Annotated in this window: 21 protein-coding genes; 3 read left to right on the forward strand and 18 right to left on the reverse strand. The window is 67.6% G+C overall.

Features of this window, described 5'->3' with window-relative positions:
- Positions 1 to 99: 99 nt before the first annotated feature.
- From miaB to C566_RS0111325, 4 genes are all read right to left on the reverse strand, one after another.
- Positions 100 to 1,650: a tRNA (N6-isopentenyl adenosine(37)-C2)-methylthiotransferase MiaB gene (miaB, locus tag C566_RS0111310; protein ID WP_081627321.1), complete on the reverse strand. Its 1,551-nt coding sequence runs from the start codon at positions 1,648 to 1,650 to the stop codon at positions 100 to 102.
- A 127-nt stretch (positions 1,651 to 1,777) separates the two neighbouring features.
- The gene (locus tag C566_RS0111315) at positions 1,778 to 2,263 is read right to left on the reverse strand and encodes a regulatory protein RecX (protein WP_018774456.1); all 486 of its coding nucleotides are present in this window, start codon (positions 2,261 to 2,263) and stop codon (positions 1,778 to 1,780) included.
- A gap of 136 nt (positions 2,264 to 2,399) precedes the next feature.
- On the reverse strand, positions 2,400 to 3,452 hold the full coding sequence (gene recA, locus C566_RS0111320) for a recombinase RecA (RefSeq protein ID WP_018774457.1): 1,053 nt from the start codon (positions 3,450 to 3,452) through the stop codon (positions 2,400 to 2,402).
- Between the two features lie 234 nt (positions 3,453 to 3,686).
- Positions 3,687 to 3,923, reverse strand: a complete 237-nt coding sequence (locus tag C566_RS0111325; protein ID WP_026266606.1) for a DUF3046 domain-containing protein — start codon at positions 3,921 to 3,923, stop codon at positions 3,687 to 3,689.
- Between the two features lie 41 nt (positions 3,924 to 3,964).
- Here C566_RS0111325 and C566_RS0111330 point away from each other — a divergent pair, with 41 nt between their 5' ends.
- Positions 3,965 to 4,474, forward strand: a complete 510-nt coding sequence (locus C566_RS0111330; protein ID WP_018774459.1) for a MarR family winged helix-turn-helix transcriptional regulator — start codon at positions 3,965 to 3,967, stop codon at positions 4,472 to 4,474.
- Between the two features lie 99 nt (positions 4,475 to 4,573).
- On the opposite strand, the gene C566_RS0111335 is transcribed toward C566_RS0111330, so the two are convergent.
- From C566_RS0111335 to C566_RS23185, 8 genes are all read right to left on the reverse strand, one after another.
- Positions 4,574 to 5,026 (reverse strand): helix-turn-helix domain-containing protein, encoded by a 453-nt coding sequence (locus tag C566_RS0111335; protein ID WP_018774460.1) that lies wholly within the window; start codon positions 5,024 to 5,026, stop codon positions 4,574 to 4,576.
- Between the two features lie 139 nt (positions 5,027 to 5,165).
- Positions 5,166 to 5,708, reverse strand: coding sequence for a CinA family protein (locus C566_RS0111340; RefSeq protein ID WP_018774461.1), 543 nt, complete (start codon positions 5,706 to 5,708; stop codon positions 5,166 to 5,168).
- Complete coding sequence (gene pgsA, locus C566_RS0111345) at positions 5,705 to 6,343, reverse strand: CDP-diacylglycerol--glycerol-3-phosphate 3-phosphatidyltransferase (protein WP_018774462.1); 639 nt, start codon at positions 6,341 to 6,343, stop codon at positions 5,705 to 5,707. Before pgsA ends, C566_RS0111340 begins: the two co-directional genes overlap by 4 nt.
- A gap of 21 nt (positions 6,344 to 6,364) precedes the next feature.
- Positions 6,365 to 9,355: an FtsK/SpoIIIE family DNA translocase gene (locus C566_RS0111350; RefSeq protein ID WP_026266608.1), complete on the reverse strand. Its 2,991-nt coding sequence runs from the start codon at positions 9,353 to 9,355 to the stop codon at positions 6,365 to 6,367.
- 220 nt (positions 9,356 to 9,575) lie between these two features.
- Positions 9,576 to 11,267 (reverse strand): ribonuclease J, encoded by a 1,692-nt coding sequence (locus C566_RS0111355; protein WP_018774464.1) that lies wholly within the window; start codon positions 11,265 to 11,267, stop codon positions 9,576 to 9,578.
- Positions 11,268 to 11,327: 60 nt separating this feature from the next.
- Complete coding sequence (gene dapA, locus C566_RS0111360; protein ID WP_018774465.1) at positions 11,328 to 12,236, reverse strand: 4-hydroxy-tetrahydrodipicolinate synthase; 909 nt, start codon at positions 12,234 to 12,236, stop codon at positions 11,328 to 11,330.
- 103 nt (positions 12,237 to 12,339) lie between these two features.
- Positions 12,340 to 13,104 (reverse strand): carbon-nitrogen hydrolase family protein, encoded by a 765-nt coding sequence (locus C566_RS0111365; RefSeq protein ID WP_018774466.1) that lies wholly within the window; start codon positions 13,102 to 13,104, stop codon positions 12,340 to 12,342.
- Positions 13,105 to 13,113: 9 nt separating this feature from the next.
- Positions 13,114 to 13,581 carry a hypothetical protein gene (locus C566_RS23185; protein WP_018774467.1) on the reverse strand — a complete coding sequence of 156 codons (468 nt, stop codon included), beginning with the start codon at positions 13,579 to 13,581 and terminating at the stop codon, positions 13,114 to 13,116.
- A 115-nt stretch (positions 13,582 to 13,696) separates the two neighbouring features.
- Here C566_RS23185 and C566_RS0111375 point away from each other — a divergent pair, with 115 nt between their 5' ends.
- Positions 13,697 to 14,950: a heparan-alpha-glucosaminide N-acetyltransferase domain-containing protein gene (locus tag C566_RS0111375; RefSeq protein ID WP_026266609.1), complete on the forward strand. Its 1,254-nt coding sequence runs from the start codon at positions 13,697 to 13,699 to the stop codon at positions 14,948 to 14,950.
- Positions 14,951 to 15,019: 69 nt separating this feature from the next.
- Here C566_RS0111375 and C566_RS0111380 read toward each other — a convergent pair whose 3' ends face one another.
- A complete protein-coding gene (locus C566_RS0111380; protein ID WP_018774469.1) occupies positions 15,020 to 15,502 on the reverse strand; it encodes a hypothetical protein in 483 nt (160 codons plus the stop codon).
- A gap of 5 nt (positions 15,503 to 15,507) precedes the next feature.
- Entirely contained in the window at positions 15,508 to 16,266 is a 759-nt protein-coding gene (dapB, locus tag C566_RS0111385; RefSeq protein ID WP_018774470.1) for a 4-hydroxy-tetrahydrodipicolinate reductase, read from the reverse strand.
- 417 nt (positions 16,267 to 16,683) lie between these two features.
- Between dapB and C566_RS0111395 the strand changes: the two genes are divergently transcribed.
- Positions 16,684 to 17,142, forward strand: a complete 459-nt coding sequence (locus tag C566_RS0111395; protein WP_018774471.1) for a Clp protease N-terminal domain-containing protein — start codon at positions 16,684 to 16,686, stop codon at positions 17,140 to 17,142.
- 38 nt (positions 17,143 to 17,180) lie between these two features.
- On the opposite strand, the gene C566_RS0111400 is transcribed toward C566_RS0111395, so the two are convergent.
- Genes C566_RS0111400 through C566_RS0111415 form a run of 4 tightly spaced genes read right to left on the reverse strand, consistent with a single transcriptional unit; the run spans position 17,181 to position 19,954 of the window.
- Positions 17,181 to 17,693 (reverse strand): molybdenum cofactor biosynthesis protein MoaE, encoded by a 513-nt coding sequence (locus C566_RS0111400; protein ID WP_018774472.1) that lies wholly within the window; start codon positions 17,691 to 17,693, stop codon positions 17,181 to 17,183.
- On the reverse strand, positions 17,683 to 18,195 hold the full coding sequence (locus C566_RS0111405) for a MogA/MoaB family molybdenum cofactor biosynthesis protein (protein WP_018774473.1): 513 nt from the start codon (positions 18,193 to 18,195) through the stop codon (positions 17,683 to 17,685). Before C566_RS0111405 ends, C566_RS0111400 begins: the two co-directional genes overlap by 11 nt.
- On the reverse strand, positions 18,192 to 18,734 hold the full coding sequence (gene moaC / locus C566_RS0111410; RefSeq protein ID WP_018774474.1) for a cyclic pyranopterin monophosphate synthase MoaC: 543 nt from the start codon (positions 18,732 to 18,734) through the stop codon (positions 18,192 to 18,194). The genes C566_RS0111405 and moaC overlap by 4 nt, the downstream gene beginning before the upstream one ends.
- Positions 18,731 to 19,954, reverse strand: a complete 1,224-nt coding sequence (locus tag C566_RS0111415; protein WP_018774475.1) for a molybdopterin molybdotransferase MoeA — start codon at positions 19,952 to 19,954, stop codon at positions 18,731 to 18,733. The genes moaC and C566_RS0111415 overlap by 4 nt, the downstream gene beginning before the upstream one ends.
- Positions 19,955 to 19,958 lie beyond the last annotated feature (4 nt).

The following is a 19,958-nucleotide window of genomic DNA, read 5'->3' on the forward strand; positions in this document are numbered from 1 at the left end:
GCAGTGTCCTGCTGGGCTGTGTCCTCGGCTGGTGTGGCCTGGGCTGGTGTGGCCTGGGTTGCTGCGTCGTGCGCGGCACCCTGCGGGCCGGGCACGGCGCTAACGGCCGCGGACCGGGAGGCTGGGCATGCCCAGCGACACGCCGGAGGTGCCCTGCGCGCTGGTCTTGCCCGCGGGGCTGGCCGGGGCTCCGCAGGAATCTGCCTGCGAACGGTCCCAGGCGTCACCGGCACGGGACCGGCGCAGGCTGTAGTCCTCGGCCGAGGCAGGGTCCGAGACGAGGTGGAACGCCGCCGCCTCCGTGATGGTCACGGTCACCAGATCGCCGGGCCGGGGCACCTCGGCTCCCGCGGGCACGGAGAAGTGCACCAGCCGCTGGTCCTGGGACCGGCCGGAGAGGCGGTGGGTTTCCCCCGCCTTACGGCCCGACTGGGCGGTCACCATGACTTCGACGCGACGGCCGAGCTGCCGGGCGTTTTCCTCTGCCGCAATCCGGTCCTGCAGGGCCGTGAGGCGCTCAAAGCGTTCCTGGACGACTGCCTTGGGCAGCTGGTCCGGCAGGTCCGCAGCGGGCGTGCCTGGTCGCTTCGAGTACTGGAAGGTGAAGGCGGTGGCGAACCGGGACTTCTCCACGACGTCGAGGGTGGCCTGGAAGTCCTCCTCGGTCTCGCCGGGGAACCCGACGATGATGTCCGTGGAGATGGCGGCGTGCGGGATCTTCTCGCGGACCTTGTCCAGGATGCCGAGGAACTTGGTGGAGCGGTAGGACCGCTTCATGTCCTTGAGGACCTTGTCCGAGCCGGACTGCAGCGGCATGTGCAGCTGCGGCATGACGTTGGGGGTCTCGGCCATGGCGTCGATGACGTCGTCGGTGAAGGCGGCCGGGTGCGGGCTGGTGAACCGCACCCGCTCCAGGCCCGGGATGTCGCCGCACGCACGCAGCAGCTTGGAGAACGCCTGCCGGTCGCCGAATTCGACGCCGTAGGAGTTCACGTTCTGGCCCAGCAGTGTTACCTCGATGGCGCCGTCATCCACGAGCGCCTGGATTTCGGCCAGGATCTCGCCGGGGCGGCGGTCCTTTTCCTTGCCCCGCAGGGCCGGGACGATGCAGAAAGTGCAGGTGTTGTTGCAGCCCACGGAGATCGATACCCAGCCTGAGTAGACGGAGTCCCGCTTGGTGGGGAGGGTGGAGGGGAAGACGTCCAGCGATTCGAGGATCTCCAGCTGGGCCTCATTGTTGTGGCGGGCCCGGTCCAGCAGCGCCGGCAGGGCACCGACGTTGTGGGTGCCGAACACGGCGTCCACCCACGGGGCCTTCTTGAGGATGGTCTCCCGGTCCTTTTGCGCGAGACAGCCGCCGACGGCGATCTGCATTCCGGGGTTGGCTGCCTTGACCGGGGCGAGGATGCCGAGGTTGCCGTACAGCTTGTTGTCGGCGTTCTCCCGGACCGCGCAGGTGTTGAAGACCACGACGTCGGCCAATTCGCCGGCGGAGGGGACGTAGCCTGCGGCTTCCAGCATGCCGGCCATCCGCTCGGAATCGTGCACGTTCATTTGGCAACCGAAAGTGCGCACCTGATAGGTGCGGGGCTGGGCCGGGGCGGGACTTTCCGGTGCGGAAACGGGGTCTGCGCTGGTTGCTGGCTGCACCGCCGGTGGCGCTGTTGGAGAAGTCGTGCCGGCTGCTGGGGAAGGAATGGTAAAACTCACCTGTTAAGGGTAACGGGTAAGGATAGCGGGCAGCGGCTGGTCCAGCGCAGACCCCCGCCCGGCGGCTCTAGTCCCCGTCCCCTGCATGGCCGGCGGCGGCATCGAGCACCTCACCCACCACCCGGAAGGCGAGCGACGGCTGGTATCCCTTGCGGGCCAGCATTGAGGCAAGGCGGCGCGTCACCTTGTCGCGTTCCGCCCGGTCTTCGCCGCCGGTGAATCCCCGCAGCTTGCGCTCCACGAGCTCCCTGGCTGCTGTTTCCTCGTCGGCGTCGCTGAGCTGATCCAGTGCACCGGCAGCGATCTCCGGGTCGATGCCCTTGTCCGCAAGTTCGCGCCGCAAGGCCCCCTTGGCGAGCTTGCGGGTCTGGGACCTGCTGCGGACCCACATGTCGGCGAACTCGGCGTCGTCAACCAGCCGCACTTCCTCGAAGCGGTCCAGCACGGCCTCCGCGACGTCCTCGGGGACGTTGCGCTCGGCCAGTTTGCGCGCGAGTTGCAGCCGGCTCTTGGGCGAATTCGTCAGCTGCCGCAGCACGATGGCACGCGCCACGGCCGCGGGGTCCGCGTCCCGGTCTTGTTCGGCCGGCGCACCCGCGCCATGGGCGCTGTCCGCGGGCTGGTCGGGGTCGACAAAGCCGAGGGCAGGATTCCGTGATGGAAATCCTGCCCCCTTGCGCCGCCGGCTGTTAGAAGCCGTCAACGGCCTTCAGCTTCGGTGATTCCTCGGTCTCGGCCGGGGCCTTGACGCCGACACCGAGCTTTTCCTTGATCAAACGCTCGAGTTCGGCCGCCAGCTCCGGGTTGTCGCGCAGGAAGCGGCGGGAGTTCTCCATGCCCTGGCCCAGCTGGTCGCCATCGTAGGTGAACCAGGAGCCCGACTTTTTGATCAGGCCGTGCTCGACACCCATATCGATAATGCCGCCCTCACGGGAAATGCCCTGGCCGTAGATGATGTCGAACTCGGCGATCTTGAAGGGCGGGGCCATCTTGTTCTTGACGATTTTGGCCTTGGTGCGGTTGCCGACGGAATCGGCGCCCTCTTTCAGGGTCTGGATGCGGCGGACGTCGATGCGAATGGAGGCGTAGAACTTCAGCGCCTTACCACCGGTGGTGGTTTCCGGAGAGCCGAAGAAGACACCGATCTTTTCACGCAGCTGGTTGATGAAGATGGCCGTGGTCTTCGTCTGGCTCAGGCGGCCGGTGATCTTACGCAGGGCCTGGCTCATCAGGCGGGCCTGCAGGCCAACGTGGCTGTCGCCCATGTCGCCTTCGATCTCCGCGCGGGGAACGAGGGCGGCCACGGAGTCGATGACGATGACGTCAAGGGAGCCGGAACCAATAAGCATGTCCATGATTTCCAGTGCCTGCTCGCCGGTGTCCGGCTGGGAGACCAGGAGTGCGTCGGTATCGACGCCCAGCTTGGCGGCGTATTCCGGATCGAGGGCGTGCTCGGCGTCGATGAAGGCGGCAATGCCGCCCTGGCGCTGGGCGTTGGCAACGGCGTGCAGGGCGACCGTGGTCTTACCGGATGATTCCGGACCGTAGATTTCCACGACGCGGCCGCGGGGCAGGCCGCCAATTCCGAGGGCGACGTCCAGTGCGATGGAGCCGGTCGGGATGACTTCGATGGGCGCACGGACTTCATCGCCGAGGCGCATAACCGAGCCTTTGCCGAACTGCTTGTCAATCTGGGCAAGCGCTGCGTCGAGCGCCTTCTGGCGATCCGGGGCTGCGGCCATGATTCACACCTCTAATACTTTCTCGCTGTGGAGTGGCCGTGGAGGCCTTTGTCTGTCATCACTGACGCTACTGGCACCCTCCGACAAAGTTGTCGAGAGAACCACTTATGTGGAAAACGGTCTGAAAAAAAGCATATCGCTATCCGAACAGATATTCGAACAAGCGGGCGGCGTGTCAGGCGTCGACGGGTCGTGTCAGGCGTCAACGGGGCTCAGCCGGCGTCGTCGCAGGTGTCAGCGGGGCCCGGTGGTGTCACGGGGTTTGACGTCCCGGCCCAGGCGGCGCTCCGGCGGGACGTCCTGGACGTCGCACAGGGCAAGCCACACCTGGCGGGGCGGAACGCCGGCGCTGAGGGCCTGGTCCGCGGTGCGGCCTCCAACGCCTGCCAGGACCAGCGAACTGCTCAGGACGCGGGAGTATCCCGCGCCGAACTCGTCGTCCATAAGCCGCCAAAAGTCACTGATTCGCACGAGTAAAGTCTCTCACGGCCCGGGACTCTAGAATGGTTGCCATGAGCAACCCAACTGAGTCCGCGGGAAATGCAGCTCCCGATCCCGCCGGCGCGGATGCCGCCCTGGACGCCGTCGAGAACCAGCTGAGCCTGCTCTGGCGCCGGGGCCGGTCGATTTCCCATCAGCTCTCGCGCCAGGTCCATCCGGACATGGAACCAGCCGCCTACGGGCTGCTCAGCGTGATCCGCAAGCAGGGCCCCATCCGGCTGACCGATCTCGCCTCCTGCATCGGTGTCGGCAAGCCTTCGGTGAGCCGGCAGATCGCCTTCCTCGAGGGCCTCGGGCTGGTGTCCAAGGAGGCGGACCCCCTGGACGGCCGGGCGCAGGCCATCCGGCTGACGCCCGAAGGCGAGGAAAGGATGCATCAGGTCCAGGACGCCCGACGTGAGGTGTTTCGGGAACGCCTGGCGGAATGGCCCGCCGAGGATCTGCAGGCGCTGGCCATGTACATGGCCAAGCTCAATGCCACCTACGAACGTGACGGGTTCCCCCGGGACGAGCCTGCCTGACTCCCCCGGCGGGAATCCAGGTCCCCGGAATACGTCAGAGGACCTCCGGCCGCGGCCGGAGGTCCTCTTGTGTGTCTTAGGTCTTAAGTGAGTTGGGGGTTAGCGTGCTCCGGAGAGGAGGCCCTTGGCCAGCTCGTCGCTGAGGTCGGAGTTGAGCTCCCGGTCGAGGTCGCGGCCGTAGCGCTGCGCGAACTCCTGGGGAACGGTGTCCGGAACCGCGACGCCTTCTGCGACTGCGACGCGGTCGCTGACTTCGCGGAGCATGCTCGAAAGCGGAACATCGAGGGCCGAGCAGATCGAGGAGAGCAACTCCGAGGAGGCTTCCTTCTGGCCGCGTTCCACTTCGCTCAGGTAGCCCAAGGAAACACGGGCACTGTGAGAGACTTCGCGGAGCGTACGGCCCTGGCGCTGGCGGACGTCGCGCAGGACATCACCGATTTCGTGACGTAGTACAACCATCTTGCGCTCCTTCTGTTCGCTCTTGGCCTGATCGGCGAGGCCCACATCCTTCCAGCGGACAACGCCGTTTACGGATACGGGCTGCTTTACCATCTGTATCGCCTTGCTCCTCGTACTGTCGAGTCCGCCGGTGGGGGCGGACTCTGCTGATGATTTCATCCTAGGCGCCTCCCTCATTTGGAAGCGACACAATGTAACAACTATTCGGAATCAACTTTTGTTCCCGGCAACTTTACGCCCGGTAGCCTTCGGAAGATAGGGCCTCCAGCAGACGCTCCAGCGCAGCGCCGCACGCGAGGGCGCGGATCTCTGCGCGGCTGCCCTCAAACGAATAGGGGTACGACGTCGATCCTTCCGCCGTGGCGATGCCGATAAAGACCGTGCCGACCGCTTTGCCGTCGTGCGGTTCGGGCCCGGCCACGCCGGTGGTGGACACCCCGATGTCGGCGCCGCAGATGCGCCGCGCGCCGTCGGCCATGGCTGCGGCTACGTCGCCGTCCACGGAGCCGACGGAGTCGAGCAGCTCACTGGGGACGCCCAGAACGCCGGCCTTGACCTTGTTGGCGTAGGACACCACGCCGCCCTGCAGCATCCCGGAGGCGCCGGGCGTGTCGGCCAGCACGGCGGTGACCATCCCGGCGGTGAGGGATTCGGCGGTGGCGGCGGTCATGCCGCGGCCGAGGGCGCCGGTGACGGCCTGCTCCGCCAGCCGGTGCAGGTTGGGGTGGAGGTTGGGATGCAGTTGGGGATGAGGAGCTGGGTCCGGCTGGTTCATGGCTTGTTCTCCCTTGAACGTTGTTTCTCTGCCCTGATGCCGGCGGCCCGCAGCTTGAGCGCCTCGATGACGTATTCGCCGCCGGTCCACAGGGTGATGACCAGGGCAGCCATCATCACGACGAACGCTACAACGCCCAGCCACGGGGCTAGGGACGCCAGCGGAAGGACGTAGAGAAAGATGGCCACCGTCTGCACCACGGTCTTGAGCTTGCCGCCGCGCGAGGCCGGGATGACGCCGTAGCGGATCACGAAGAAGCGCAGCGCTGTGATGCCCCACTCCCGGACCAGGATCAGGATCGTGACCCACCACGGCAGTTCCTGGAGCAACGAGAGCATGACCAGCGCGGAACCGATCAGGAGCTTGTCGGCAATCGGGTCAGCAATCTTGCCGAAGTCGGTGACGAGGCCGCGGGACCGGGCGATGTCGCCGTCGAGCTTGTCCGTGTAGATGGCCACCGCGAAGACGAAGGCGGCCGCCCAGCGCCAGACGCCGTTCTGGGCCTGCAGTCCCGGCGCGTCGAGGAGGAGGAACCAGACGAAGAACGGCACCAGCACTATCCGCAGCATCGTGAGGACATTCGGCAGGTTCCAGATCCGCGAGGCGGATCCGGCGTTGGCTTCGGCGCTATTCACCTTCCTAGGCTACCGTCTGCGCTACCGCCCGGTGAGCGACCAGGCGTCCTCCGAGCCGTCCTCGTCGCTGGAACCGCCGTCGGCGCCGTCGTGGTAGTCGATCGCATGGGTGCGGTTTTCCAGGTCGGCCGCCACGAGGTCCTCGGCGTAACCGCCCTGGGCGATGTTCGCGTTGGCGTTATCGCTCAGTGCCGCGGTCTGCGAGTCGGCGGACACCGGACCGTCCTGCCCCTTCATCGCGGCCAGCACGGCGGCGAGGTCATCGGGCTTGACCAGCACGTCGCGCGCCTTGGAACCTTCGGAGGGCCCCACCACTCCCCTGGACTCGAGCAGGTCCATGAGGCGGCCGGCCTTCGCGAAACCGACACGGAGCTTGCGCTGGAGCATCGAGGTGGAGCCGAACTGGGTGGTGACCACGAGCTCGGTTGCCTGGAGCAGGACCTCAAGATCGTCCCCGATGTCGTCGTCGATCTGCTTCTTCTGCGCCTCGGGCGCGACGTCGTCCCGGTAGACGGCCTTGAGCTGGCCCTTGACGTGCTCGACGACCTTGTGGATTTCGGATTCGGTGACCCAGGCACCCTGGACACGCATCGCCTTGGACGCCCCCATCGGCAGGAACAGGGCATCGCCCTGGCCGATGAGTTTTTCGGCGCCCGGCTGGTCCAGGACCACGCGGGAGTCGGTGACGGAGGAGGTGGCGAAGGCCATGCGGGAGGGCACGTTCGCCTTGATCAGGCCGGTCACGACGTCGACCGACGGGCGCTGGGTGGCCAGGACCAGGTGGATGCCGGCCGCACGGGCCAGCTGCGTGATGCGGACGATCGAGTCTTCGACGTCGCGCGGGGCCACCATCATGAGGTCGGCGAGTTCGTCCACGATCACCAGCAGGTACGGGTACGGCTTGATGACGCGCTTGGAACCTTCGGGCGGGTGGACCTTGCCGGCCCGGACGGCCTTGTTGAAGTCATCGATGTGCTTGAAGCCGTAATTGGCGAGGTCGTCGTAGCGGGCATCCATTTCCCGGACCACCCACTGCAGGGCCTCTGCCGCCTTCTTCGGGTTGGTGATGATCGGGGTGATGAGGTGCGGGACCCCCTCGTAGGCCGTGAGTTCCACGCGCTTGGGGTCCACCATGACCATCCGGACCTCGTCCGGGGTGGCCCGCATCAGGATCGAGGTGATCATCGAGTTCACGAACGAGGACTTGCCGGCACCGGTGGCACCGGCCACGAGCAAGTGCGGCATCTTGGCCAGGTTGGCCACGACGTACCCGCCCTCGACGTCCTTGCCGACCCCCATGACCATGGGGTGGTCGGTGCGGCGGGCGTTCTGGCTGCGCAGCACGTCGCCCAGGGAAACGGTTTCGCGGTCCGTGTTGGGGATTTCGATGCCGATGGCCGACTTGCCCGGGATGGGACTCAGGATGCGCACATCCGAGCTGGCAACGGCATAGGAGATGTTCTTGGACAGGGCGGTGACCCGCTCCACCTTGGTGCCCGGGGACAGCTCGATTTCGTAGCGGGTCACGGTGGGGCCGCGGCTGAAGCCGGTGACCTGCGCCTCCACGTTGAACTGGTTGAGGGTCTCGGTGAGCGAGGCGACAATCGCGTCGTTGGCCTCGGTGCGTTCCTTGGGGATGGAACCGGGTGTCAGCACGTCCGACGCCGGCAGGGTGTAGGTGACGTCGCCGGCCAAGGAGAGCTGTTCGGTGCGCTGCGGAATCGGGGTGGGCAGCGGTGCCGGCGCGACCGGGTTGGAGGGGACCTTGGCGGCCGCGGCGGCGGCGGGATTGAGCGATCCCGCGGCCACCATCCCCGGAGTGACCAGCGGGATGGCCTCGGTGGCGTCGCCGCTGGACTCCGCCGCAGCGCCGGCGGATCCTGCCGAGCCCAGCCCCTGGGCGGCCTTGATCTTTTCGACGGCGATCTCGGCCTGGGTGGGACGGCGGACGCCGGGCGCCACATCGGGCGCAGCATCGGCCGCGGCGCCAGAGTGCGCCTTGCCCTTGGCGCCCTTGGCCGGACGTGCGTCGGCAGCTTCCTCATCTGCGATGAGGGCGCGCTCGAAGGCCTCGTCGCCGACGTAGCCTTCCAGGCCGGACTCGTCGTCGTGGTCCTTGCCGAAGAGGCGCTTGCGCTTCTTCCTGGCCGGGGCCGGTGCGTCGTTCTCGTACAGGTAGCTGCGGTCGTGGCGGTCGCCGTCTTCGTCGTCCTGCAGGTCGATGCCCATCAGGTGCTCGTAGGCGTCGCGCAGGCGGCCGGGGATGGCGCCGAAGGGCGTGGCGGTGACGATCAGCAGCGAGGTGAAGGCCAGCAGGCCGTACACCGCGACGGGGACGGCGGTGTGCACGGCGGCCAGCGGGGCCGCGGCGAGGTAGCCGAGCATGCCGCCGGCCCGGCGCAGGCCGTCAAAGCCGTCGGCGACGGTCGGCTGGCCGCCAATGATGTGGGCCAGCCCGGAACCGGCGAACGTCATGATGAGGAAGCCGATGCCGATCCGGTTGTTGCCGCGGCCGTCGTCGGGCTGGCGGAACAGGCGGAAGGCGCACACGAACAGCATGAGCGGCAGCAGCAGGGCCATCCAGCCGAATGTGCCGTTGACGATCGCAAAGATGAGATCGGGGAGCCAGCCCTGGAATCCCCACCACGCGAAGGTGGCGACGAAGACTCCCAGGGCCAGATTGAACAGGGCGGCGCCGTCGCGGCGGTCCTCGGGGGCGAGGTCGCTGACGTCGTGGCCGACCCGGCGGATGCCGGCGCCGATCACGTGGGCGACGCCCAGCCAGGCTCCGGCCAGCACCCGCACCACCCAGGGCTGGTGCGGCTCAACAACGGCCAGCTGCCGGGTCCGGGCGGTGGCTGTTGTTCTACCTGCGGTGCCGCCTGCGGTGCCGCCTGCGGCGCCCCGCGGCCGGGCGGATTTGGATGCGGCGGGACTGGACCCCCGGCCGGGAGAACTGCCTGATTTGCCGCTTGAGTTTCCTCTAGGCGCGGAAGAAGTACGAGTCGCCATACCCGCCACGGTACCGGATGCCGGGCCGAAAACCCCGAATTTCCGGGCGTCCGGGATCATGTTGCCGCCGGACCCAACGGGAACGGCCTCCCCCGCCTCCCGCGGCGCTCAGGCTGCGGGTTGGCCGGGAAGGCCGTTGACCAGGCGTGCGCCGGGTACGGGTGGAGGACTTACGACCGGAGAACCACCTGAGGCTTACGCCCGGTGAACCACCTGAGGCTTACGCCTCAAGGACCACCGGGATGATCATGGGCTTGCGGCGCAGCTTGCGGTTGACCCACGTGCCGACGACCCGGCGGACGACCTGCTGCAGCTGGTGCGTCGTGTGGTCCGTGCGGTTCAGCACGGCTTCCTCGAGGGCCTCGTTGATCTTGGGGATGATCTCGTCGAAGACGGAATCGTCCTCGGCCACACCGCGGGCGTGGATCTCCGGCCCGGACACCACCTTGCCGGTGGCACGGTGGATGACCGTGATGATGGAGATGAAGCCCTCATCGCCGAGAGTCTGGCGGTCCTTGAGGTCTGCTTCCGTGACTTCGCCGACGCTGGAGCCGTCGACATAGACGAACCCAACCTCGACCTGGCCCACGATGTCTGCCTGGTGGTCGCGAAGATCGATCACTGTGCCGTTGTCCGCGAGCAGGATGCTTTCCTCCGGCACTCCGGATTCGAGGGCGATCTTGCCGTTGGCGATGAGGTGGCGGGTTTCGCCGTGCACCGGCATGGCGTTGAGCGGCTCAAGGATGTTGTAGCAGTACAGCAGCTCCCCGGCGGCAGCGTGGCCGGAGACGTGCACCTTGGCGTTGCCCTTGTGGATGACGTCGGCGCCGAGCTTCAGCAGGCCGTTGATGATGCGGAAGACGGCGTTTTCGTTGCCCGGGATCAGGCTCGACGCGAGGATGACGGTGTCGCCCTCGCCGACGACGACGCGGTGGTCGCCATTGGCCATGCGGGACAGGGCGGCCATGGGCTCGCCCTGGGAGCCGGTGGACATCAGTACAACCCGGTTGTCCGGCAGGTTGTCGATGTTCTTGATGTCGACCAGGATCCCGGCCGGGACCTCCAGGTAGCCCAGTTTCGCGGCGATGGCCATGTTCCGGACCATGGAGCGGCCGACGAAGGCAACCTTGCGGTTGTGGTTGGCGGCGGCATCGAGAACCTGCTGGACGCGGTGCACGTGCGAGGAGAAGGACGCGACGATGATGCGCTTGGAGGCCTGCCCGAACAGCCGGTCCAGGGTGGGCCCGATTTCCTTCTCGGCGGTGGTGAAGCCCGGGACGTCGGCATTGGTCGAATCCGACATGAACAGGTCCACGCCTTCTTCGCCCAGCTTGGCGAAGTGGCGGAGGTCGGTGATGCGGCCATCAAGCGGCAGCTGGTCCATCTTGAAGTCACCGGTGTGCAGGACGGTGCCGCCGGAGGTGCGGAGGAACACGGCCAGGGCGTCCGGGATGGAGTGGTTGACGGCGACGAACTCGCATTCGAAGGGCCCGTACTTCTCGACCTGGCCCTCGACGACGATCTTCGTGTTCGGCTTGATCCGGTGTTCCTGCAGCTTGGCCTCGATCAGGGCCAGTGTCAGCTGTGACCCGACGATGGGGATGTCGGCGCGCAGGCGCAGGAGGTAGGGGACGGCGCCGATGTGGTCTTCGTGACCGTGGGTCAGGACTACCGCGACGATGTCCTGGAGACGGTTCTCGATGTAGGAGAAGTCCGGCAGGATGAGGTCGACACCGGGCTGGGTCTCTTCGGGGAAGAGCACGCCACAGTCAACGATGAGGAGCTTGCCATCGATCTCGAAAACGGTCATGTTGCGACCGATTTCCCCGAGTCCGCCGAGCGGCACGATCCGCAGGGTGTTCTTCGGGAGGCGGGGCGGCGTGACAAGGCCGGGAAGGGCGGTTTGGGTCATAGTGCACTACTTTCCAGGCTGAAGCCGGGCTGGTTCTTAACGATCAGGATTGGCTCCCGATCAGGAAAAGACCATCCCCGCTTCCGCCAAATCCTCGCGGATGGTTGCGATCTCGGCCTCGCCCGGCTCCACGAGGGGCAAACGGACAACCGAGTTGGGCAGGACTCCCTGCCACTTAAGAACCTGCTTGGCAGCGACAGCACCCTGAATGTGGGTCATCACTGCGCGGACCACGGGGTCCAGTTCGAAATGTAGGGTGCGGGCGGTAGCAAAATCGCCTGCAAGTGCGGCATCGATCAGCGCACGGAATTGCCGGGTCGCGACGTGCGCGGAAACGCTGACCAGCCCGACGGCGCCGGCGGCCATCCACGGCAGCGTGAGGCCGTCGTCGCCGGAGTAGACATCAAGATCGGTGTTCGCCAGGACGCGCGTGACGGCGTTGAAGTCGGCCTTGGCATCCTTGAGGGCGACGATCCTGGGGTGGTCGGCGAGCCGGATCATGGTCTCGGGCAGGATAGGCACGCCGGCGCGGCCAGGGATGTCGTAGACCATGACGGGGAGGTCGGCGGCGTCGGCCACGGCCTCGATGTGTGCCTGAATGCCGGCCTGGCTCGGCTTGTTGTAATACGGCGTGACGATCAGCTGGCCGTGCGCTCCGGCCTTGGCGGCGCGCTTGGCCATCTCGATCGAGTGCGACGTGTGGTTGGTCCCGGTTCCGGCGATGACTTTGGCGCGGTCGCCCACGGCCTCGACGATGACGCGGAAGAGCTTCTCTTTTTCGTCGTCCTCGAGCGTGGAGGTCTCCCCCGTGGTGCCGGAGATCACGAGGGCGTCATTGCCGTCGTCGACGAGCTTGCTCGCCAGTTCCGCCGACTGCCGGTAGTCGACCTCACCGTCCGGTGTGAAAGGCGTGACCATGGCAGTCACGAGGGTCCCGAACGTGTAAGAGCGAATATCAGAGTCAGCCATATGAAAAACGTTACCTTGTCTGCGGCATGTTAGGACAATGGCGGCGGTGTGACGAACGTCAAACTCGGCGGCCGTGCGTCACTTTTCGGCGGCTCGGCCGGACTCAGGGCCGCCGAAACCGCGCCAGCACACTGTATTGGAGACTCACGGTCAGCACCTCGGTGCCGGTGCCGGCCGCCTGCCGGAGCGGGAGCCCGTCAGGACCCCAGAATCCGCTTTGGCCACACGAAGGGCCGAGCGGCGTGGCGCCTGCCAGGTTCGCCAGGACGGAGAACATCCGGTTGTCCATGGCCCGGGCGCCAAGATGCAGTGCCAGCCGGTGGTCTTCGCCGGCCGTGTAGAGGGCCGAGACGGCATAGATGTCCGCCCCGGCGTCCGCGGCCCATTCCGCGTGGCCCGGGCGGGCTGCGTCGAAGCAGATCGCCAGGGCGACCTTCCAGCCGTCGATCTCCAGGACCGCGGGATTGCTGCCGGCCACGAAGCGATCCTGTTCCGGTCCGTGCAGGTGCGCTTTGAAGCTGGTCTCGATGGAGCCTGTTGGGTGGACTGCGAGGGAGGCCAGCCGCGGCGTACCGTCCGGTTCTTTGAACGCGGCCCCGATCACCGCGGTTATTCCGGTGCGCCGGCAGATTTCCCGGATGCCGTCCAACCGCCCATCCGCCGCACTCAGCCACTCCCCTGCCCCCTCCAGAAGGTCCAGCCGGTACCCCGTCAGCGAGAGTTCGGGAAAGATGACCATCCGGGCCCCGTGCGACTCGGCGTCTTCGATGAGCCGGATGTGCTCGGGCACGTTGGCGGCGACGCCACCATCCAGGGCCTGGTATTGGACGGCGGACAGCGTCAGCGCGGTGATTGAGCCAGTGGTCACCCTGCCATCCTATGCACCCCGTCTTTCGCCGGAGGGTGCGGATCTGTCGCCGGAGGGTGCCGAGCAGTAACGCCCAACGGCGGTTTCGCGCAGGGCCTCTGCCCAGGCGGCAAGGCGCTGGGCCGCCCGCACGTAGTCGAACAACTCTGTTGGAGTGAGGGCGTCAAGGTCCGTCTCGGCCAGCCGCCGGGCCAGCTCAGCCCCCGGCGGCACCGCAGCCAGCGCCGTGCCTTCGTTCCCCCACTGGACGTCCTCGGCCGGTTCGCCGGCCACCAGGCGCCGGAAGAGGAAGTCCACGACGCCCGGGCTCATGGCTTTGAGGACGCCGGCCGCCGACTCGCCACCGCCGGCCCGTCCGCCCGGCGTGGTCCTGGTCCGTTCCGGGCCGACCGGATCCGGACCCGGGATTTGCCGGTTTGTGGAATCCCGGCCGGTGCATTGGGGTCTCGGGAAGGTGGGCTCTGCGGCGTCGTTCATACGCCCATCGTATTCGAACATATATTCGAATACAAGACTTGTTCGGAGACGGATTGGAGCTGTGGGCAGGCCGCAGATGGGACGATTACCCGGCCGATCGTGAGACGATCGGATGATGACCGCGCGCGGAATGACCACTGCTTCCCGGACCGTCCGGGGCACTTCCTCCGGCGCCCGGCTGGCCGGTATCGACGCCGCACGCGGCCTGGCCCTGCTGGCCATGATGGCCACGCACGTGCTGGCGACCTTTGAACCGGACCCGCAGCTCACGCCCACGTGGATTGGCCTGGCGTTTTCCGGACGGGCAGCCGCGCTGTTCGCCGTGCTGGCCGGAGTCGGCCTCGCGTTGTCCACGGGGAAACAGCAGCCGCTTGAGGGCCCCGAACTGTGGTCGGCCCGCAGAGGCATCGCCCTGCGGGCGTTCGTGATCGGCGCCGTCGGGCTCTCCCTGGGCGGGCTGGAAGTCAACATCGCGATAATTCTGGTCCACTACGCCCTCCTGTTCCTGTGCGTGCTGCCCTTTATCGGGCTCGGGGTGAAACGCCTGGCCGCACTCGCGGTCCTCTGGATACTGGCTGCGCCCGCTCTGGCCTACCTCCTGCGGCCGTGGTTGCTGTCCGCCGATCCGCCCCTGCGGCTGGGTCACAACCCCAGCTGGGAGGATCTGGCCACGCCGGCCAGGCTGCTGGGCGACCTCTTCCTCACGGGCTACTACCCTGTCCTGCAGTGGATCGCCTATCTCCTTGTAGGGCTGGTGATCGGCCGGATGGCGCTGTGGAAAGCGGCCGTGCCGTTCCTGCTGCTGGCTGCCGGAACGGTGGTGGCGGTCATGTCCAAGTGGCTGGGGACGCTCATGTTGGAGGACTGGGGCGGCCGGCAGGCCCTGCAGGCGCACATCGGCGATCCCGCCTACCCGCTGGAGAGCCTGCTGCAGGTCAACCTTGCCGGCGTCGACCAGTCAGGCTCGGTGTGGTGGCTGGCCACGAGCGCACCGCACTCCGGCACCACGCTGGATCTGTTGCACACTTCGGGGGCCGCTGCCGCCGTGATCGGTCTGTGCCTGCTGCTGGGACGGCTGGGTGAATGGCTGGAACTGGATCTGATGCTCCCGCTGCGCGGCGCCGGGGCCATGACGTTGAGCCTCTACACGGCTCATCTGTGCATCATGGCTGCCCTGCACGATCAGCCGCTGATGCCGGGCTGGACCGTGGAGGGGGTGTACTTCGCGCAGGCTGTCGGGATGCTGGTGGCCGGCGGAGTCTTCGCGGCGATGGCCTGGCGCGGGCCGCTGGAGTGGGCGACGCATGCGGCCAACCAGGTTGGCGGCTATCAGCCGGCCCGGGTCCGCCAGCCTCCACGCCTCCGCTAAGGTCCGACGCCGGACCCGGCGCGGCAGGTGCCACGGCCGGATCCGGCCTCATCGGCGATGGGTGTCCGGCTAGGGTTTCTGCGCCCCGGCACGGAACATCCGCACGGCGTCGCGCATTGAGGCGCGGGCGCGCTTGCGGTCTCCGGCAGCATCGTAGGCACAGCTGAGCCGGAACCAGGAACGCCAGTCCCCGGGGGCGGCTTCGGCCTCGGCGCGATACTTCTCAAATTCGGCGTCGGCGGCTTCGCGGATGATCCGGCCGGCGGGCGTGCGCGGCAGCGTGTCCTCCGGCAGGCCTCCTTCGGCTTCGAGGATCTTCGCCAGCCGCTCAGTGCGGGCGCCAAACAGCAGTTCCCGGATCAAGGCCCAGGCGCCGATGACCGGCAGCACCAGGTAGGCGACGCCGATCGCCTTCGCCACGAGGCTGGGGTCGGACATCAGCAGCACGGAACGTTGAAGGGACACCACCAGGTAAAACACGAGCAGCAGGGTGACGGCCCCCACCCAGATCTTGGTGCGGTTCGCTTTCAGGGCTGTCAAGGCAGCGGACATCGGGCTCAGAGTCCCAGGTCCAGGTAGCCGTCAAGTCCCACGGTGAGACCGGGGTGAGCGGCGACGTTGCGGATCCCCAGCAGCACTCCGGGCATGAAGGAGGCGCGGTCGAAGGAGTCGTGGCGGATGGTCAGCTGCTCCCCCGGCCCGCCCAGCAGGACCTCCTGGTGCGCAACAAGCCCCGCGAGCCGGACGCTGTGGACCCGGATGCCGTCGACGTCGGTGCCGCGGGCACCCGCGAGTTCCGAGGTGGTGGCGTCCGGGCTGGACGGCACGCCAGCGTCGGAGCGCTCGGCCGAGATCAGCTGCGCCGTGCGCACGGCCGTGCCCGAGGGCGCATCGACCTTGTCCGGGTGGTGCAGCTCAATAATTTCAACGGATTCGAAGTACTTGGACGCCTTGGCGGCGAAGGCGGAGGCCAGGACCGAGCCGAGGGCGAAGTTCGGGGCGATCAGGACACCAACTTCGGGCCGGTCGGCGAGGAGTGCCTGCAGCCCCGCGAGCCGGCCGGCATCCCAGCCGGTGGTGCCGACCACGGCGTGCATGCCGTGCTCGACGGCGAAGCGAACGTTCGCCTCGGTGCTTTCGGGGACGGTCAGGTCCACCACGATCTGTGCGCCGGAGCTGACAAGGAAGTCGAGGGAGTCGTTGCGGCCAAGGGCCGCAACGAGGGTCAGGTCCGCGGCGGCGTCGATGGCCTTCACGGCCTCTGCGCCCATGCGCCCGCTGGCGCCCAGCACGGCGACTGAGAGTTGTTCGGTCATGCCATTAACCCTACCGCCGGGGCCGTTGCGTTCCGGAACCGGAGGCCTTGGGTTACAGGCCCCGCCGTCGGTGGGGACAGCGGGATTTCTATGCCGTGTGAGCAACGTTCCGCAATGCCAGACCCGCGGACCCGATGGTCACGCCAACCCCAAATCTGTCAGGCTGGATTGACGGGCCGGCGTTGTCAATCTAAACTGACAGGCATGGAGACTGACGACCTGTCCGCGCATATTCATTCACTAGACCCCGCCGTCGGTCTACGAGCGGTCGGTGCCCTCCATCGCCTCGCAGAACAGGTCGAGGCAGCGCAGGTCCGAGCTGCCCGCCAGCAGGGATGGACCTGGGAGCAGATCGGTGACGCCCTGGGCGTCTCACGGCAGTCCGTCCACGCAAAATACCGAGAGTGAGATCAAACCATGTTTGAACGATTTGCCGGCGACACCCGAAAAATCGTTGGCTACGCCATGGACGAGGCCCGCTGCAGCGGCGACAAGCGGCTGGGCACGGATCATCTGCTGCTGGGGGCGCTTCACGATCCCGGTCCGGCCGGCGTTCTGGGAGTCACGCTCGATCAGGCACGGGAAGCGGCGGCGAGGCTTGACCGCACGGCACTCGCGTCAATCGGAATAGACGCCCAAGGATTTGAGCGCGCCCCCATGCCCGGCCGGGGGAAAAAGCCGCCCTTCAGCTCGGGCGCCCGGTCGGTAATGGAAGGCATGCTTCGGTACACCATGGATCAGAAGTCACGACAGATCACCACCGCGCATCTTCTGCTGTCACTGCTGGACCGCGAGGAACACGACCCGGCAGCCGCGCTGCTCAAGGAACTTGGGGTCGACCGGGCCGAGGTCCGGCGCAGGGTGCTTTCCTCCTGATCCCGAGCCGGCTTCCTGCCGGCCGGCCACCACCGCGCCTACTCGCCGGCGCCGACCCACTCCACACTGCCGTCGGCAAAGAACTGCTCTTTCCAGATGGGCACCTGGGCCTTGATCCGGTCAACAAGTTCTGCACATACGGCGAAGGCCTGGCCGCGGTGGGCCGCAGAGACGGCGCAGACCAAGGCAGGATCGCCGATCTCCAGCATGCCGATTCTGTGGGCCGCCCAGATCCGCACCGGCTGCCGCTCTTCTTGGGCGCCGCCGGCGGCGTCCTCCGGAGATCCGCCGGTCGCGCCGCCTTCGGCCGGGACGGAGTGCTCCGCCACAAGCCGGGCGACAACGTCGGCCATCACCTGGTGCGCCGTCGGGTGGGCGCTGTAGCTGAGCCGGGAGACCTGCTTGCCGCCGTCGTGGTTGCGGACGACGCCGCTGAAGCTGACCACCGCACCTGCCGTGTCCGACTCGACGGCCGCGATGGCCTGCTCCACCGAGATGGGCTCGGCGCTCAGCACGGCGTGCACAATTTCAAATCCGGTGTCAGTGCCCATGGCTGCCTTCCAGCTGGTCGCAAAGGTGTCCGAGGATGGGATCCAGTACGGCCAGGCCGTCCATCACACCCTTCGGGGATCCGGGCAGGTTCACGACGAACGTCCGGCCGGCCGCGCCCGCGTGGCCCCGGCTGAGCATGGCCATCGGCGTCTTGGCCGTTCCGGCGTTCCGGATGCCCTCCATGATGCCCGGGATTTCCCGGTCCAGCAGGGGCAGCGTCTGCTCCGGCGTTGCGTCGGTGGGGCTCAGCCCGGTGCCGCCGCTGGTGATGATAACGGCCGGCTGCTGGCTCAGCAGGGCCCTCAGCGCGGCCCCCACCGGCGCCCCGTCCGGCACCACCATGGCAGGGAACGGCTCGAAACCGTGTTCGGTGAGCCAATCGATGATGACAGGACCCGTGAGGTCCTCATACACACCGGAGGCCGCCCGGGTGGAGGCGATCACGACGCCGGCCTTCCGGCCTGTGGCTTCGCCGTGGCGGTGGGGTTCGGGCATGTTCATAGGGTCCAGTCCCCGCTCTTGCCGCCGCTTTTGGCGAGCACTTTGATATCGGTCAGGACCGCGTGCTTGTCCACGGCCTTGATCATGTCGTACACGCTCAGTGCCGCGACCGTCGCCGCGGTCAGGGCTTCCATCTCGACCCCGGTGACGCCGCGGGTCTTGACGGTGGCGAAAATTGTCACCGAGTCGGCGTCGAGCTCAAAGTCGATGGTGACCTTGGCGATCGGCAGCGGGTGGCACAGCGGGATCAGGTCCGGCGTCTTCTTCGCGGCCATGATCCCGGCGATGCGGGCCACGGCCAGGGCGTCGCCCTTCGGGAGCTCACCGCCGCCGAGGAGGGAAAGGACCTCGGCCGTGCTGCGGACGGTCGCGGTGGCCGTGGCTTCCCGGGTGGACTGCGCCTTGTTGGACACATCCACCATCTGGGCCGTGCCGTCGTGGCGGAGGTGGGTCAGGCGGGTGTTGCCCACTGCGCTTTTGTCCGATTCGCCGCTATCCGCTGGTGCGGCATCCGCTTCAGGGTTTTCTACATCATTCACAGGATCCATACTTCCACTTCGTCGCCCGCTGCGAGCGCCGCTGTTCCCTCTGGCACGTGAACCAGGGCATTGGACCGGGCCAGGGCATGAACCAGGTGGGAGCCCGCCCCGCCCTCCAGCCTGACCGTGCCGTCCGGGGCCAGCGTGCCGCGCCGGACCTGGTGCTTGCCCGCCGGGGACGTCAGCGGTTCGGCGAGGCTCGCGCGGACGGCGGGCCGGGGCGCCGGGGCGCCGAACAGCTCCGTGAGGACCGGGCGGAGGAACATTTCAAAGGACACGAGGCAGCTCACCGGATTACCGGGGAACCCCAGCACGGGGACGCCGTCGAAGCTGCCGATCCCCTGCGGGCCGCCCGGCTGCATCGCCACGGCGCCGAACTCGACGTCGTGTCCCGCCATCGCCTGCCGGACCACCTCATAGGCTCCTTTGCTGACGCCGCCGGTGGTGACGATCAGGTCCACGGCAGGGCCGTGCCGGCGCAGCAAGGCGGCGAGCTCGTCCGGCTGGTCCGTGGAGACGCCGGTCCGTGTGACCTGGAGCCCGGCCTGGCGCATGGAGGACTCGAGCAGTGTGCCGTTGGAGTCAAAGATCTTGCCCGGTCCCAGCGGACTGCCCGGTTCCACCACCTCGTCGCCGGTGGTGACCAGGAGGACCCGGAGGGAGGGACGGACGGGCACCTCCGTATAGCCCATCGCCGCCAGCAGGCCCAGCTGGCCGGGGCCGAGGAAGGCCCCCGCGGCGAGGGCGAGCTCGCCGGAGCGGATGTCGCTGCCGGCGTCGCGCACGAACGTTCCGACGGCCGCGGCCGGCAGGTGGACCGTGGCGGGCTCCCCCGGCACCGGGAAGGAATCGGGCACCGCCTGTTCGATGGGAACGACGGCGTCAGCCCCGGCCGGCATCATCGCGCCGGTCATGATCGGCGCTGCCGTGCCGGCGGCGAGTTCCGCCGGTGCGGCACCGGCCGGGACGGGCGCGACGACGCGCAGTTCCCTGCCGCCGTCGGGCACGTCGGCGCTGCGGATCGCGAAGCCGTCCATCTGCGAGTTGGCGAAGGGGGGAAGGTCCAGCGGCGACAGAATGTCGGCGGCCAGCCCCCGGCCCAGGGCTTCGAGCAGCGGGAGCCGTTCCACCCGCGCCTCGATGCGCAACGGGGCCAGCAGGGCCCGCACCTTGTCCCGGTGGGCTTCCACGCTGACATGCCTTGTCTCGGTGCGGTGCATGCTT

Origin of the sequence: Arthrobacter sp. 131MFCol6.1 (assembly GCF_000374925.1) — a bacterium.
Classification (GTDB): Bacteria; Actinomycetota; Actinomycetes; order Actinomycetales; family Micrococcaceae; genus Arthrobacter.